Below are 14,303 nucleotides of genomic sequence, written 5' to 3'. Positions count from 1 at the left end.
TCTGGTATTTTTTTATCTTCTATAACTGTATTACAGTACTCACACTTTATTAATACTAAACCATCTTTGTATACTTTCGTAAAAGAATTATTGGCTAAACAATTAGGACAATTATTCATTCATTTCCACCGCAATATATCTATCTACTATTTACCATTTTAGGCAAATTAACATGTTTTGTACATTGAAATAAAAATCGGTAATTGAATTAGATAGAAGGGTATTTAACCTATTATGTAGAAATATCTGTAAAAAGGAGTAGGTATTATGAACTGTGAAGTAATAGTATTCAAACGTGAGCCTGACAATGTACCAATTATAGATTTATCAAGCTTACAATTAACAAACAAGGATTATAAGGTAGTAACAGAGGATGTTGCTCTACTATTTTTGTTGCTGCAGAATCAATTTTAGGGTGCTTCATAATGGAATGGAGTAATAGCTATAGAATTATGTCCAGCTAACTCAGCATCATCTATTTACTTATAAATGCGTCTATACTTTCATTTAAATCATCCACAATCTATCATTTGTATGTAACTTAATTGAATTTCTATAGTATCATGTAAACTAATTGTTTGGATAGAAGACAAATAATTTTGAACATCTCTTTGTAATTAGAATTTTCTGGAGTATCTAAGTAAGACCAATCTTTGGAATACCCCCTGTTGCAGGATTTTTTTTATAAATTCTTCGTCGATAGATAAAGAATCAAAGACTGTACCTTCACTAATCAATAAAATGAATAGCATAGAAAAATGATATTTTTTCATTGTAAAATTCATCCTTTTGTAACATATAGAGTGCTGATCGGTTAATGAATTTTCAGATAATAAGATAAATTAAAGTAGGAGATAGTAAATGTTTTTTATATTGATTGGAGTTTTAACTATTTTATCTGTTGGTATTACTTATCTTTGGTTTTTAGGAAGTCAAGTTTATATAGACCTTAGTCGAAGCTATGCAGCCTCAAATTTTCCAGGAGATATAACAGCTACACAAAAAATGGCTTACCAAATTTTTTTCCCTTCGTCATTACTAGTATCTTTATTCATTTTTACATTTTTACTATATTTACTATTTAAGAAAAAAATAGATTTCACATTTGGAAAAAAAGTAGCTATGTTCAGTGTATCCATAGCTTGTACTGTATATTTTTCTATCAAATTGTACATTTTTATTTTTTTATAAAATTATAATGATTGACCAAGGCTTTTTTAAGGTTATTTTTGTTTCACTCTTAGTGAAACAAAAGTTGGAATTTTGTGAATTTATAACACCGATGGACATTATAGTGAGATTTTCAGTTTTAACTTCAGGGTGATCCATACTGGATATATTTTAAAATATATTTTGGATATCTAACATTTCATAAAAGGTGATTAAATACCATAGTTTACCAATTGATAAATATTAAAACCATATGTGTTATAAATAAGTAAATTAAAATTTTTTAGGAGGTTTATCACATGGATCCAAAGGAAACACCAGAAGAAAAAAGAGAACGTTTAAGACAAAGTGAACTTAAAAAGAATCCTACTGGTTCTTTAAATGATGGCATTAATAGAGGAATTGGCGGGAATTTAACTGGTATGGGTTGGAAAGAATCGATTGCGTTAATTTTGTTGATATTTGTCGGATATATCATATATAAATTATTTTTTAGTTAAAATTTCAGAAAATTATATATTTTCAGTCTGTTATGTGTTGATATGGAAAAAATAAAGAAAGGGTGATAATAATATGTTCAAAAAAATCTTAAATTCTATTTTTGCACTAGCTATTTTCGGATTTTTGTCAACGGGTACAAGTCATGCAAGTGAGGATTTATTAAGCTCTAAGTTAGATAATGTTTAAGCTTACGTTAAAGTTAGTATTACTAATGATTAAACAGGCGAAACAAAATTTTTAGGCCCGAAAATTTTGAAGAATAATCGGAAGGCTAAATCTTTTAGTTCTGACAATGTATCATCTTTGTTAATCGCTTTATGTATGAAACGGATACGATGCAACATATCGTGAAAATGATAGTTTTTCAATTGAAAGTGAGTACCTTATAAAATCCTCTCTAAATTAGAGTGATGGCCGCAATAACTAAAATCCCACCCATTAATTCCGTTTTTGGGGTTGTAACAAGCGATTAACAAACCAACCCTCGTTACACAAAAAGTCACATTCCCCCCGAAAACCCCCGAAATCAAACAAAAAGCATGTCTTTGTACATTCATACAAAACCTTGCTATAATAAGGTTTGCGAATACATAGGAAAGAGGGTAAAAGCATGAACGCTTATGATGAATATATGAAGCAGGTTGTGAAACCAATGCGTGAGGAGCTGGTGGGAGCTGGGTTTACGGAGCTGACGACGGCTGATGCGGTGAATGAATTTATGGCTGAGACGAAGGGGACTTCGTTAGTAGTCATTAACTCGGTGTGTGGTTGTGCGGCAGGGCTTGCTCGTCCAGCAGCGCGAGAGGCGATTGCGGCAGTGAAGCCAGATCATCTTGTGACAGTGTTTGCGGGGCAGGACCCAGAGGCGACTGCGGCGATGCGCGGTTACTTTGAAGATGTGCCACCAAGCTCACCTTCCATGGCGATTTTAAAGGATGGAGAATTGGCTTACTTTATTCCACGTGAACAAATTGAAGGCTTCCCTGTGGAGCAAATTGTTGCTCATTTAACGGGCGTGCTAGAGCAAACATGCGAGCAATAAATACGATTGTAACAACAGCGGGCAGACCAGACGAGGAATCGATGGCGCTCGCTGCTTTTGCATGTCAAACATTAGGAGCTGCGTTTGAGCCGAGGAAAAAGCGCTCTGTTTGGAAGATGTCACAGGAATTTCAGGCGAATATCCTAGTAGCAGGGAAGAATCGCTATGATTATTATGCTTTTGGGGCAGGAGAGCCGTTTTTCTTCCATCCTAATTCTGCGGCGTTTCGCTTAAAACGGATCGCTCGAGGTGAGGCGGAGCCATTTTTAGAGGCTGCCCAGCTTCAGCTAGGTGATACAGTGCTGGATTGTACGCTTGGGCTAGCGGCGGATGCCATGTTGGCGGCTTATATCGTCGGGGAAACAGGGCGCATAGTAGGCTTGGAAGCGAATCCAAATGTGGCCTTCGTTGTGGGGCAAGGGATGCAAACTTATGATACAACAGAGCTACCATTAACGGCCTGTATGCGACAAATCGAGGTCGTCCATGCCGAGGCAGTCCGTTATTTAAAAGAATTGCCAGCGAATGCGTTTGATGTCGTTTATATGGATCCTATGTTCGAAGAAGTGATTGAAGAGTCCAATAATTTCGAGGCATTGCGCTTAGCAGGTGAGCATGTTAATTTAACCGATGAATGGGTGCAAGAAGCGATGCGGGTCGCTAAAAAGAGAGTGGTGCTGAAAGCCCATTTTCGATCAGAATGGTTTAGGAAATATTATTTTCAGCAATACGAGCGAGTGACAGCTAAGTTTCATTATGGTGTTCTCGAAGTGTAGGGGCTTGTTTTTAGACAGGCCTCTATTTAACTAGATTGTAATAAGAAGGAGGCTCCAAATCCCATATGACGATTAACGAAATTAGAACCCCTTTTGAACTAGATTTACTAGCCAAGGCACAATCTTTGAAAACTACAAAGCCTCCGAGTCCGTGGGAACATGAAACGGTAATTGCTGCCAATGGTGTCCTAGCATGTGGATGGGATCAAGATGAAAATATCATCCTCATAAGTGGGTCTGGCTTTAGTGTTACTGAACCGATAACGGGTCTTCGTCTTCATCGAGAACGAGATAAGGAATTGACGGAGGACTGTGTCAGTGAAGACCGCTTAATTTTTCACTCTCCGATATCAAAAAAGCCTACCGCCATTTTTGGCTTGGAAGCGGGAGATGGGATACATGTGACACCGGATGGCTGGCAGGTTGAAGTCATTTACCCGTGGTGGCCACGTGCAACAGTAGTACTCGATTATCTATTTACACCCCGTTATAGCTATTTGAACCATGCTACAGCTATTGATATACAGCGTTTGGATGGTGCTATAAAATGTGGGTTTTCTCCTTCCGGTAAACATGTAATGATTATGGGATCAGGTGGTGCCTTCATCTATTCAAGAAAAGAATGCCATTCAATATAGGAACTCAATTGATTTTTGTCCTATAATTCGAATGGTGCTAACATACTTTAAATTAGTGCTTTACATTTTTAATGTAGAGTGCTATAATTGGAAACGTGCTATTTTAGGTGGCATATTTCAGTAATCTGGCATTCTGCTTTTTGTTTTTGTAGATACTTATTCACACTGGCGCATGCTTTGGGGCTGCAAGGACGCAAAAGATGGTAGGGTTTGCGTTGCTTAAGTTAGAGAGCACACAGTGGAATTTTACCGCGGTGATGAAACAACTATTGTTTCAAGATAATATTCCCCAGATGATTGGGTTGAGACTTTTACAATTTACGAAAATGTTACCTATAAATACTAAAGGGGTAGTTTCGCATGAGCGAGGCTGCCCCTTGTCTAATTGATGAACGCTGTCGCATGAGTTGCTGGCAGTTTTTTTTGTTGCCAAAATTATGCTGGTATACATTGCCGTTTACTATGCTAGACAAATAAGTAATAATGAAAGCAAGAATTTTAGTAAAAGTCAAAATTCTATAGTTGAAAATCTGAAAAATCAAAAAGGTGAGGGAAGTTTATGGAGAAAATCAATACACAATCAGCAGATGTAATCACACAATTAACAAAAATGGCAGAAATGAAGAATGCAAGCATTGAGCAATTAATACTGTTTTATTGTCAGGAAAGACTTCTCAACCGTTTATCAACATCATCCTATTATGATCAATTTTACATAGAAGGGGATTTTTTATTCTTTACATTGGCTGAAGGAGTAGGGATGCCACCAAATGAACTAACGCTTACAGCCCAACAAAGCGCTTATCAAAACGACTTAGTTCAACAGGCATTTGCAGAAATTTGTTCGATTAAGATACCAGAGGACGGTGTTCAATTTTTCGAAAATGACATAGAAAGTATCATAATGGATACGAGTATTCACTTGAAAATACCAGCTACATTGGGCTCTATCACTACATACATAGAATTAAAAATAACCTTTATAGAAAATCGAGTCGCACCACAGATCATTACTTCCCCATCAGTGCTAGACATGAAGCCAGCGGAGCTCTATACATATCCAATTGAATATGTAGTTGCCCAAGCCCTGCTTGACATTTACCAATATCCAGCTGTGACCTCAAAGGTCGTATTGGATATAGAGAGGGTACTACAAACACAACACATAGAAGGTCGTAAATTACAGGCTTATCTTGAAGAAATGCTTGATCAACATCGTCTGACATTAGAGGTAACACCTATACTAGAAAAAGGAATCGTTAAGCAATTTTTCGATCCCATATATGAAGCCATGGTGGCAGATGGAGAGTTTTTTAAACAATGGAATAGTAAGGAGCAAGCTTGGCAATAAAAATACTACCCTTGCGAATAATAATGAGCTGCACCCCAATTGTTAGATATGTGCTACTGAGCTAATGCAAAAAATCATTTCCAACGGTATCGCAATAGGGGATAATAAAGGTGATTTTTAAAGACTGCAACCACAACCCGTGCAGAATTGGCGATAATAATGAATTGTCTCCTTAACAAGCTAGGGTATATATAAACAAGCCGTTGGAGCATAATATAGCAGTTATCAGTTATAGTAAGACCCTGAACATACGTAAATATGGTTTTATAAGAGCATCATTCCTGAAAAGGATGATGCTCTTTATTTTTAATTTAGAATAGGAACTGGAGCAGATCGAGTCGAATAGAAAGCTCTTTATTCTTTATCAAATTACCAATGTAAGCTGATTGATGGTGTTAAATTACATTTCTTGAAACTCATTTCATTAAGATTCGTTCTATAAAATGGTACTAAAAAAAGGATAAAGAATATATTTTTGGAATCTAATCTAATATATTATTCCAGCTAAATAATACACGAGGTGAGTGTGGTGGCATTTGATAATAGAAAAACGACGTTCATTTATATGGTACGGCACGGTGAATCTCCGTATGTTGGAAATGAACGGACAAGAGGGTTAACTGTGAAAGGACATTTAGGTGCTCAAAGTATAGCTGATGTGTTAAAGAGTGAAGGAATCGATATTATCCTATCCAGTCCATATACTCGTTCAATATTAACTGTTGAGCCATTAGCTAAACAATTGAGTCAGGAAGTGATCGTTTGTGAAGAATTAAAAGAGAGAATTTTTTCTTCAGAAGAAAAGCGATTACCTGATAGTAAATTATTTCCGCTATTGGAGAAATCCTTCTTGGACCCCAATTTTGCAATAGAGGGTGGAGAATCGAATACCGATTGTCAAACAAGAGCTGTAAAAGTTTTAAAAGAGCTATTAATTACTTATGAGGGACAAAAAGTAGTAATAGGAACTCACGCATTAGTCATGACCTTGATGATGGGATACTTTCATGAAACGTACAATTTAGATTTTTTGCTACAAACAACCAAGCCGGATATATACAAAATGGAATTTAGGGGACAGCAATTGGTGGGTGTTAAGAGGCTAGGCATGTAGTAAGGACGGCTAATGCATGTGCTTAAAGTTTGGTTATAGAAATCATATGTTAATAGACCAGTTTAGATTGAGCAGTTGGTTTCCTGAACGCACAGGAAACCGACTTTTTTTGGCTTAATTTTATGTGCTAGATACATCTATCGTTGCCAATAGAAAACAACTATCATCGATAATTTTTTTATGATAAAAAATGTTCAAGCAGTTTTTCAATTTCTTCCAATGAATAAATAGAGAATTTTTTATTTTTATAGCTTATAGGGCCCTCATTTCTGTTCGTGTTCATTATGCCCTCCAATAGATTAATAGTTTAATTCAAAAATTTTTGCAGGTTACTGTGGTGACGCTACGAGGAAAGCTTTCCAAATCGCTCTTTAACGAAGTAGAAAGGTGAAAATGTAAAATATTTGAAATAATTGCATGGTTAATATATTCTAATATGGTAATCAATTACCAATTAATTGATTTCAAGGAGGTTATTTATGAAAATAACAGAAGGCTACGGCAAAGTGATGATAGATGATTTTGAATTTTATGGTGAAATGAAACAAGATAAATGTTCTAAATGCAAATGTAATTTATTATATTACGATGATTTTGATGCTTATTTTTGTCCTAAATGTAATAGTTGGACTGAATCAACATGTAGTGATCCTACTTGCAAGTATTGCTCTAGTCGACCAGAAACACCGTTAACTCGCATATAACGAAATTAAACTCGAGAACTTAACCAGCTTTCAATTTCTGTGATGGCGTGCTAACTTGGCCCTACAAGGAAGGCACACGGGTGGTGCTTTAATGAAAAGAGGATTTAACGTATACATAGATAAACTTAAAAACATTCCCAAATTAAAGTTTGGAGAGAAATCGAAATTCGAGAAATGCTGTTAAGCCAACATTTCATGGATTTTCCTTTGATTATTGTTTATACAGCTTTGATGTGTAAGTGTGTTTGCTGAATAAAAACCTGTATATTGACGCTTTAAAACTACATTTTCTATCGTTCCTATACTTCAATTATAGGGTCTTTAAGTGATAAACGATATTCAACAATCGGGAACATTTCTTTAATAAGGAATGTGAAGAATGTCCAACGTGCTGCTACGATTTTTACAATGAACTGAATTGTATTAAAAAGCAATTGTAAAAAAATGAAAAACCTTGCGCTTTCCATATAAGAGGGCACATGGTTTTTCATTTAGGTTTAATTCAACGATGAGTGGGTCCTGAGAAATAAAATTTTTAATTACTATATATTGGATTTCTTAAGCTTCATAAGGTAAATCTAGTGTTGTAATAATTGAGTCGTGACCAGTAACAATTAGCGTAGCTAATAGAGCAAGAATTAATACTGTTTTTAATTTTTTCATTTGATATTCTCCTTTTAAATATATTTAAAGGTAAAGAGGTGTTAGAAAATGAATATACAAGAGTTAGGAAATGTAATATATAATACTAGAAAAAACTTAAAGCTAACCCAAAAGCAGCTTAGTGATGGAATATGTACACAACCGACAATCAGTTTAATTGAGAAGGGTGAAATATTACCAAGCTTAGATACAATTTATTACTTATCTCTCCGTTTGAAAAAACCATTTTCTTATTTCCTCCATGTCTTGTTTATGAATAATTACAGTCAAGTCCACCAGCTGGTCATGTATTTCGAAGAATTGACAGCAAAACATAAATATGAGCAAATTTATGAAATTGCGGTAAAAGAAATCGCAGAACCCGTTGATCCATGGCTTAACCATTTCTTAAAATGGCAATTAAATTTGAGTTCTTATAAATTAAAGAAAATACGATTCAATGAAGTAATACGTAATTTAAAAGAGCTCCTATCAACAAAATACTCTGTGATATTAGATAAAGATTTTTTAAAGGAACGTATTTGTAATACTATTGCGTTTATCTATGCAACGAATAATGATTATAAATCCGCATTGGTTTACTATAATAAAATCAATTTAGAGCTACTTAATGAAACTTCACCAAAAATGAGCAGGGACGTTTATATATTAAGAGTTATTTATAATAAATCCAAAACTTTCTATGATATGAAGTCATATAAGGAAGCAATAGATTTACTACAAGAAGGGATTAAACGATCTGTCAAATTAGAAAATATGTCTTTTCTTGGTCACTATAATTATTATTTAGCAAAATGTTATGAACGTGTTGGAGAAAATAAGGATTTAATAAACACGCATTATAAGAATGCAGGATTCTTCTTTAAATTATTAAATAATTCTTTGTATTATCAAATTGTCTACCATGAGCAAAGGCACTTGTTCACATGATATGTATAAAAAATTGCTTCCCTATGAATCAGGTAAAAGGGGAGCTTTTTTTTATTTACCCACTCTTCATAATTCATATACCTCCTAGTGAAACATTCTTATATCCTATTCTTACCCATTTCTAAGGCTAAATGGGTAAATATAAGTATCTTTATATTTTTCACTTCAGATCGAAATGATTTTTTACAATATTTGTATTAATATGAGTACATCCTTAAACGCAAAGGGGGGAAATGATGATGAAAAAGCCATTATTGGTACGCAAATCAAAAATCTATGTTTATAATGGTTGATTTTTGAAGTTGCTGTAATCTGTAACTAGATACTTAATGTTATGGGTTATTGAGGGTGTTTATTTGCGTAAGTGAAAGTAATTATTTTAATAGTCTAGTTATTTGGTTGACAGGCTAAAAACATCAATAGACTAGAATTATATGACTCTGTCGTTATTTCATTATAATTTAATTAGAAGGGTGTATGATATCATGGTTTTAAAGAAATTAGTACTTTCAGTTTCATGCGCAGTTATGACTTTCGGTTTAATAGGCACATCAACATCATTTGCCGCAGAGAAAAAGGATACTATTAGCTTAGAGGCGAGTCAAATTTCACAGTTTACACCAGAACAACAAAATATTGCAGATGAAGTGGTGACACAACTTCAAGCAATTAATGAAGTATTAATAGGGTTAGACACTGAGAAACAACAAGAAGATTTTTTAGGTGCACTATTTGACCCTAATTTTAGTACAGATCAATTAGATAGTAATATTGTATTAGCAGAAAATGCTAAAGAAGTAACGGTTTTAAATGACATGTTTGAAGAACTTGGATCTCCTGTTCATTTTTCAGCAGATGTCAAATCTGTTATAGTAGAGGAGAATGGTGATTTAGTTGCTATTAAAAAATCTGGGGAAAATGAAATTATGCCATTAGGTTTTTGGGGAGATCTTTGGGACGACATAAAGGTTATAGCTGGTAAAACTTGGGATATAGCTAAATGTGGAGCTGCCATTACAGCAGTATTTGTTCCAGGAGCGGCTGCCTATAAAGCAATTAAAGGATTAGGCGGAGTTAAAGCTACTGTTCAATTATTAGCTAAAGCATCAACTACTAGCGATTGGTTAGCAATTGGTGGAGGAGCGGCTGCTGAAATTTTAGGTATCGATGGAGTTCAAACCTATTGCTTTGAATAAGAGAGGTGTTTAAATGAAGAACCCTAGGACCTCGCAAAGTGGAATTTTTGATCCAATTAGTCATGGATTCATGTCATTATTAGTTTTTGGGATGCTATTTATTGCTTTAATGATTGCATTGAATGGACCTATTACTTTTGATACGCTTATTATGCCGGCTGCTTTTATTTACGTAGTAGTTCGAGTGATAGAATATGTGACAATAAAGAAGACTAATCATGTTCCGCGCTGGTTAGTACTGGGATCTTTTGGAGTGGCTGTTCTAACAGCTATTGGCATGACATACTGGATCATTTAAATACTTAGAATTTTTTAAAACATAAGGCACTGTTAAATTTTAATGTTGTTTTATCTGGTATAGATGAGCCCTTACAATCGATTTTTCCTTATTTTTAAAAATGCCTTTTTGTGGTATTAATATATATTTGAAACTAAATGGTTAAAGTAGTCGTATAAGGTATTATAGATTAGAGGAGGTCGGAAAAATGGATTATACTAAAATCTATAATAAAGAACTGATTGCCTTAGTAAAAGAGAAAATAAAGTCCGACGGTGAAATTAAAGCGGTGAAGTTTGTGAGAGAGCAAACCGATATGTCCTTAATACAGGCAAAAAAATTTGTGGATTTTTGTAAAGAATAGACATAAAATTAGAGTCACTAAACTGTGGCTCTAATTTTTATTAAAAGTATCTTCAATAGTCATTGAACTACTAAATAAAAAATACGACAGTGTCCACTACGATATGTTTCTGTCATTTTTTGTGCCTTCATTACTATGACTATCTACAAATAAAAACCGCTCTAAGTAATGATTGAGGTATTTACAAACAACTCCTTTAAAACGATTTATCCAATGTTTTAAACGTGCATGTAGTCGGTTCACAAAGAAAAAGAGACTTTATTAAACGAGAAAATTAGTCCAATTTTGATGCAGAAATCGATACTCATAAAGGCGAAGGGTGGATGCACAGTTAATGCAGCCAAAAGTTAATACGCATTACTACATAAATTTACTTTGCGTTAATCTGCATTGTAAAGAATAAATGAAAAACCCCAAAAGCTGCATAGAACAGGCTTTTGAGGGCTTTGTAGGGTACATATTACAAAATAAAAAAATTAGTCCGTGAAACATAAAGATGATAAATAACCTAACATTAATAAAAGACCAATACCCATTGCGATGCTCATGCTTTGTACCTCCTTTAAAAAACGACACATTATTCATAAATATTGTACAATGAATTATAGAAATATGAAACCTTTTAATGGCGAGAACGTATATAATAATAGGAGAATTACCAATTTGTACATAAAGAGTAGGTGATACTGAATGAAAACGTGGGTTAAAAAAAGTATTGTCATAATGGTTGCGTTTTTAACATTTGGTTTAATTACGCCAACGCATGAAATATGGGAAGCATTTGATCAAAATCCTTCGAATCGTGCATCTATTGGTCCTGCATCAGGGACAAGCACGGCTCTAGCTGCTGAGCCTGATCTTAGTAGGGACGAGCAGGTTCATATCCAAGAGGAAGAAATTGATTATAATGCCTTGCTTATGGATGCAGCGAGAGAGCAATCATACATAAAGTTTGGTACTAAAATTGGTCCAAAAATTAGCCATGAATTCGACAACATCATCTTCCCAAAAATGGAGGAGGCGATTGCAATGACTGTCGCTAGTTTGGACGAGCAAGCTTTAGCATCTTTAACCATCTCAGAAAAGCCAAGTGGTAATTATGGTGAGAAAATTTTTAACGTGATCAACACCGACACAGGAGCTGATGTAATCCGCTTCCATGTACGTACAGAAAAAAGACCACAGGAAGGCTATTATTACAACTTCCATTATCACAGTGTCGAGGACAACTTCATGGCACATTATAACCTAGGCGATATTTATTGGGAAAAAAACACACCACCGAAGTGGTTGTCATAAAAGATTCGAAACACTCGTTTACAAAACGGGTGTTTTTTTGTGGGAAAACGTTGATATATCAATGTTTGTGTTAGTTCATTAATTTATTAATGCTGAATGTAATAGGGAGAGGGACAAGTAGGAGAAATAATTTTAAGTTTTTACTTTGGATTTAGCAAAAATGTATCTTTTGGCTTATGAGGGATAAAACAACGCCAATTCACGCCAGTGAATGACGAAATAATTGGCGTGATAAGAATTGCGCGCCATATAATTGGAATATGACCACCAAGGATTTGGCAGTAATCCCCCCTTGAAATGGCGTTGCTGGAAATGATAGGATAATAATTGTTCGAGTTAAATTTAGCTATAGCTAGATAAAAAGTATTAAATGGCATGTTAGTACGTACCTATGGTATATAGTTCTACTAATATATTTATTTTATCGATTCACCACAATAAAATAATAGATTCAAAAGCTGTTTTATACCAAATATATAAAATTGACTATGGAAAAGATAAAAATAGTCATTTTACGAAAAAAAGCTTCAATTTTAATTTAGAAATTTAACGCTTATTTCATTTAGGCAAAATCTTATATTAAAAATTTTTAACCACTCCATTGAGTGGTTTTTTATTTTGCCCTGATAAGTAAGTATAGGGCAGTTCCTCACCCTTGATTCACAACCAACAACTACGTATAAATGTGATTAGGTGAAAAGATTTACAAGATATTAATATCTATTTAAAAAACAAATGTTATTTTGTTTAGGTAAAAGAATTAATTACCTATAATGGAGGAGAAGAAATAATGGAAGAAAACATTGAAGTGTTAAGAACAGAGGGGGACATTAATTTAACAAAAACTCGTTCTTTATGGCAAGAAAAACATTTGAGCAAAGAATCTTTTGAGTTTTTAAACGATGACTCTAAGTATTATTTACATCAATCTCTTTCTACTCCTTGTTTAAATATTATTGAAAAAAGCTATGGAATTTACATAGAGGATATAGATGGAAGGAAGTATATGGATTTTCATGGAAATAATGTTCATCAAATAGGCTATGGTAATGAATATGTTATCCAAGCAGTAAAAGAGCAGTTGGATATTCTTCCATTCTCACCAAGACGTTATACAAATAAAGTTGCGATCCAGTTGGCAAAAAAATTAGTTGATATTGCACCAGAAAGTTTAAATAAAGTACTGTTGACTCCTGGGGGAACTTCAGCTGTTGGAATGGCTTTAAAACTTGTTAGAAAGGTAACAGGTAAATTTAAAACTATATCTATGTGGGATTCATTTCATGGTGCATCTTTAGACGCTATTTCAGTTGGAGGAGAAGCACTTTTCCGTAACGGTATGGGCCCTCTAATGCCAGGGAGTCTGCATATAGCTCCTTACAATTCATATCGTGGTTTATTTGATGATGTCAATGGTAGATTTAAATCCCTTGACTATCTAGAATATGTACTTGAAAGAGAAAATGAAATCGGTGCAATTATTTTAGAGCCTGTTCGTTGTACAGACGTACATATCCCACCAAAAGAGTACTATCAACGTTTACGTAATATTTGTGATAGGAACAATATATTATTGATTTTTGATGAAATTCCAACAGCTTTAGGGCGAACAGGTAAAATGTTCACTTTTGAAAACTTTGGAGTTATTCCAGATATTGTTTTATTGGGAAAAGGATTGGGTGGAGGCGTATTTCCAATGGCAGCGATGCTTGTAAAAGGAGAACTTGATGTTGCCCAAGATATTGCACTCGGTCATTACACTCATGAAAAAAGTGCATTAGGTTGTGCAGCAGCATTGGCTACTCTTAATTATATCGAGGATTTTAAATTAATTGATAAAGCTAATCAATTAGGAAATTATATGAGAATACGTCTTAAAAAGATGCAAGAGCACTATGAAATTATAGGTGATGTTCGAGGAATCGGTCTTTTATACGGAGTAGAATTAGTATTAAATCGCAATTCGAAAGAAAAAGCTATATCTGAAGCAGAGCAAGTTATGTATAAATGTATGGAAAAGGGATTAAGTTTTAAAGTATCCCAAGGAAATGTGCTTACTCTCACTCCACCACTTATCATTAAGGAACATGAATTAGAACTGGCAATGGATATTTTAGAACAATCTATCCAAGAGGTTTTAGAGCAGTAATATAGATTTACGATTTATTAGACTGAAGAAACTAAACATCTCATATGAGGTGTTTTTATGAAATAAAGAAATTTGATGTAGTATTCCAAAACAAACAAATGATGTCGGTGGTGGTTATGTTAGATGGCA

Annotated in this window: 15 protein-coding genes and 1 pseudogene; 15 read left to right on the top strand and 1 reads right to left on the bottom strand. The window is 34.2% G+C overall.

The genetic code is table 11. The annotated features are described in order from the left end of the window. The first annotated feature begins 267 nt into the window (after positions 1 to 267). The 13 genes from AC3CH7_RS00495 to AC3CH7_RS00435 all read left to right on the top strand — a co-directional run bounded on the left by AC3CH7_RS00495 (position 268) and on the right by AC3CH7_RS00435 (position 10,726). Positions 268 to 414 (top strand): hypothetical protein, encoded by a 147-nt coding sequence (locus AC3CH7_RS00495; RefSeq protein WP_171821088.1) that lies wholly within the window; start codon positions 268 to 270, stop codon positions 412 to 414. Positions 415 to 861: 447 nt separating this feature from the next. After that, positions 862 to 1,191: a hypothetical protein gene (locus AC3CH7_RS00490; protein ID WP_036161453.1), complete on the top strand. Its 330-nt coding sequence runs from the start codon at positions 862 to 864 to the stop codon at positions 1,189 to 1,191. A gap of 278 nt (positions 1,192 to 1,469) precedes the next feature. After that, entirely contained in the window at positions 1,470 to 1,670 is a 201-nt protein-coding gene (locus AC3CH7_RS00485) for a DUF6366 family protein (RefSeq protein WP_200991191.1), read from the top strand. Positions 1,671 to 2,281: 611 nt separating this feature from the next. After that, a complete protein-coding gene (locus AC3CH7_RS00480; RefSeq protein ID WP_012294187.1) occupies positions 2,282 to 2,713 on the top strand; it encodes a BrxA/BrxB family bacilliredoxin in 432 nt (143 codons plus the stop codon). After that, entirely contained in the window at positions 2,701 to 3,489 is a 789-nt protein-coding gene (locus tag AC3CH7_RS00475; RefSeq protein ID WP_488381499.1) for a class I SAM-dependent methyltransferase, read from the top strand. Before AC3CH7_RS00480 ends, AC3CH7_RS00475 begins: the two co-directional genes overlap by 13 nt. Positions 3,490 to 3,554: 65 nt before the next feature. Next, positions 3,555 to 4,127 carry a hypothetical protein gene (locus tag AC3CH7_RS00470; RefSeq protein WP_488381498.1) on the top strand — a complete coding sequence of 191 codons (573 nt, stop codon included), beginning with the start codon at positions 3,555 to 3,557 and terminating at the stop codon, positions 4,125 to 4,127. A gap of 559 nt (positions 4,128 to 4,686) precedes the next feature. Continuing rightward, positions 4,687 to 5,478, top strand: coding sequence for a nucleotidyl transferase AbiEii/AbiGii toxin family protein (locus tag AC3CH7_RS00465; protein WP_289449058.1), 792 nt, complete (start codon positions 4,687 to 4,689; stop codon positions 5,476 to 5,478). 565 nt (positions 5,479 to 6,043) lie between these two features. Beyond that, positions 6,044 to 6,592 (top strand): histidine phosphatase family protein, encoded by a 549-nt coding sequence (locus AC3CH7_RS00460; RefSeq protein ID WP_488381643.1) that lies wholly within the window; start codon positions 6,044 to 6,046, stop codon positions 6,590 to 6,592. A 479-nt stretch (positions 6,593 to 7,071) separates the two neighbouring features. Then, the gene (locus tag AC3CH7_RS00455) at positions 7,072 to 7,296 is read left to right on the top strand and encodes a hypothetical protein (protein ID WP_031417169.1); all 225 of its coding nucleotides are present in this window, start codon (positions 7,072 to 7,074) and stop codon (positions 7,294 to 7,296) included. 711 nt (positions 7,297 to 8,007) lie between these two features. Further along, positions 8,008 to 8,889, top strand: coding sequence for a helix-turn-helix domain-containing protein (locus tag AC3CH7_RS00450; RefSeq protein WP_207974148.1), 882 nt, complete (start codon positions 8,008 to 8,010; stop codon positions 8,887 to 8,889). A gap of 485 nt (positions 8,890 to 9,374) precedes the next feature. Beyond that, positions 9,375 to 10,085, top strand: a complete 711-nt coding sequence (locus tag AC3CH7_RS00445; RefSeq protein WP_036161455.1) for a hypothetical protein — start codon at positions 9,375 to 9,377, stop codon at positions 10,083 to 10,085. 13 nt (positions 10,086 to 10,098) lie between these two features. Beyond that, positions 10,099 to 10,383, top strand: coding sequence for a hypothetical protein (locus tag AC3CH7_RS00440; RefSeq protein WP_036161459.1), 285 nt, complete (start codon positions 10,099 to 10,101; stop codon positions 10,381 to 10,383). Between the two features lie 187 nt (positions 10,384 to 10,570). Then, positions 10,571 to 10,726 carry a hypothetical protein gene (locus tag AC3CH7_RS00435; RefSeq protein ID WP_012294197.1) on the top strand — a complete coding sequence of 52 codons (156 nt, stop codon included), beginning with the start codon at positions 10,571 to 10,573 and terminating at the stop codon, positions 10,724 to 10,726. A gap of 111 nt (positions 10,727 to 10,837) precedes the next feature. On the opposite strand, the pseudogene AC3CH7_RS00430 reads toward AC3CH7_RS00435, so the two are convergent. Beyond that, positions 10,838 to 10,969: pseudogene (locus AC3CH7_RS00430) on the bottom strand (IS1595 family transposase); the annotation flags it as partial. Positions 10,970 to 11,416: 447 nt separating this feature from the next. On the opposite strand from AC3CH7_RS00430, the gene AC3CH7_RS00425 reads away from it, so the two are divergent. Next, complete coding sequence (locus AC3CH7_RS00425; RefSeq protein ID WP_031417167.1) at positions 11,417 to 12,025, top strand: YpjP family protein; 609 nt, start codon at positions 11,417 to 11,419, stop codon at positions 12,023 to 12,025. A 790-nt stretch (positions 12,026 to 12,815) separates the two neighbouring features. Then, positions 12,816 to 14,174: a (R)-1-hydroxy-2-aminoethylphosphonate ammonia-lyase gene (gene pbfA / locus AC3CH7_RS00420; protein ID WP_036161519.1), complete on the top strand. Its 1,359-nt coding sequence runs from the start codon at positions 12,816 to 12,818 to the stop codon at positions 14,172 to 14,174. The last annotated feature ends 129 nt before the right edge of the window (positions 14,175 to 14,303 follow it).

The sequence above is a fragment of the Lysinibacillus sp. F12 genome (assembly GCF_057773605.1).
The sequence above is the reverse complement of the archived record's forward strand: the minus strand, read 5'-3'. Positions and strand labels throughout refer to the sequence as shown.

Coding starts and splice junctions, on each gene's coding strand:
- AC3CH7_RS00470 (WP_488381498.1), top strand. CDS start 3,555: ATGACGATTAACGAAATTAGAACCCCTTTTGAACTAGATTTACTAGCC.
- AC3CH7_RS00485 (WP_200991191.1), top strand. CDS start 1,470: ATGGATCCAAAGGAAACACCAGAAGAAAAAAGAGAACGTTTAAGACAA.
- AC3CH7_RS00490 (WP_036161453.1), top strand. CDS start 862: ATGTTTTTTATATTGATTGGAGTTTTAACTATTTTATCTGTTGGTATT.
- AC3CH7_RS00480 (WP_012294187.1), top strand. CDS start 2,282: ATGAACGCTTATGATGAATATATGAAGCAGGTTGTGAAACCAATGCGT.
- AC3CH7_RS00460 (WP_488381643.1), top strand. CDS start 6,044: ATGGTACGGCACGGTGAATCTCCGTATGTTGGAAATGAACGGACAAGA.
- AC3CH7_RS00440 (WP_036161459.1), top strand. CDS start 10,099: ATGAAGAACCCTAGGACCTCGCAAAGTGGAATTTTTGATCCAATTAGT.
- AC3CH7_RS00455 (WP_031417169.1), top strand. CDS start 7,072: ATGAAAATAACAGAAGGCTACGGCAAAGTGATGATAGATGATTTTGAA.
- AC3CH7_RS00435 (WP_012294197.1), top strand. CDS start 10,571: ATGGATTATACTAAAATCTATAATAAAGAACTGATTGCCTTAGTAAAA.
- AC3CH7_RS00475 (WP_488381499.1), top strand. CDS start 2,701: ATGCGAGCAATAAATACGATTGTAACAACAGCGGGCAGACCAGACGAG.
- AC3CH7_RS00465 (WP_289449058.1), top strand. CDS start 4,687: ATGGAGAAAATCAATACACAATCAGCAGATGTAATCACACAATTAACA.
- AC3CH7_RS00425 (WP_031417167.1), top strand. CDS start 11,417: ATGAAAACGTGGGTTAAAAAAAGTATTGTCATAATGGTTGCGTTTTTA.
- AC3CH7_RS00445 (WP_036161455.1), top strand. CDS start 9,375: ATGGTTTTAAAGAAATTAGTACTTTCAGTTTCATGCGCAGTTATGACT.
- pbfA (WP_036161519.1), top strand. CDS start 12,816: ATGGAAGAAAACATTGAAGTGTTAAGAACAGAGGGGGACATTAATTTA.
- AC3CH7_RS00450 (WP_207974148.1), top strand. CDS start 8,008: ATGAATATACAAGAGTTAGGAAATGTAATATATAATACTAGAAAAAAC.
- AC3CH7_RS00495 (WP_171821088.1), top strand. CDS start 268: ATGAACTGTGAAGTAATAGTATTCAAACGTGAGCCTGACAATGTACCA.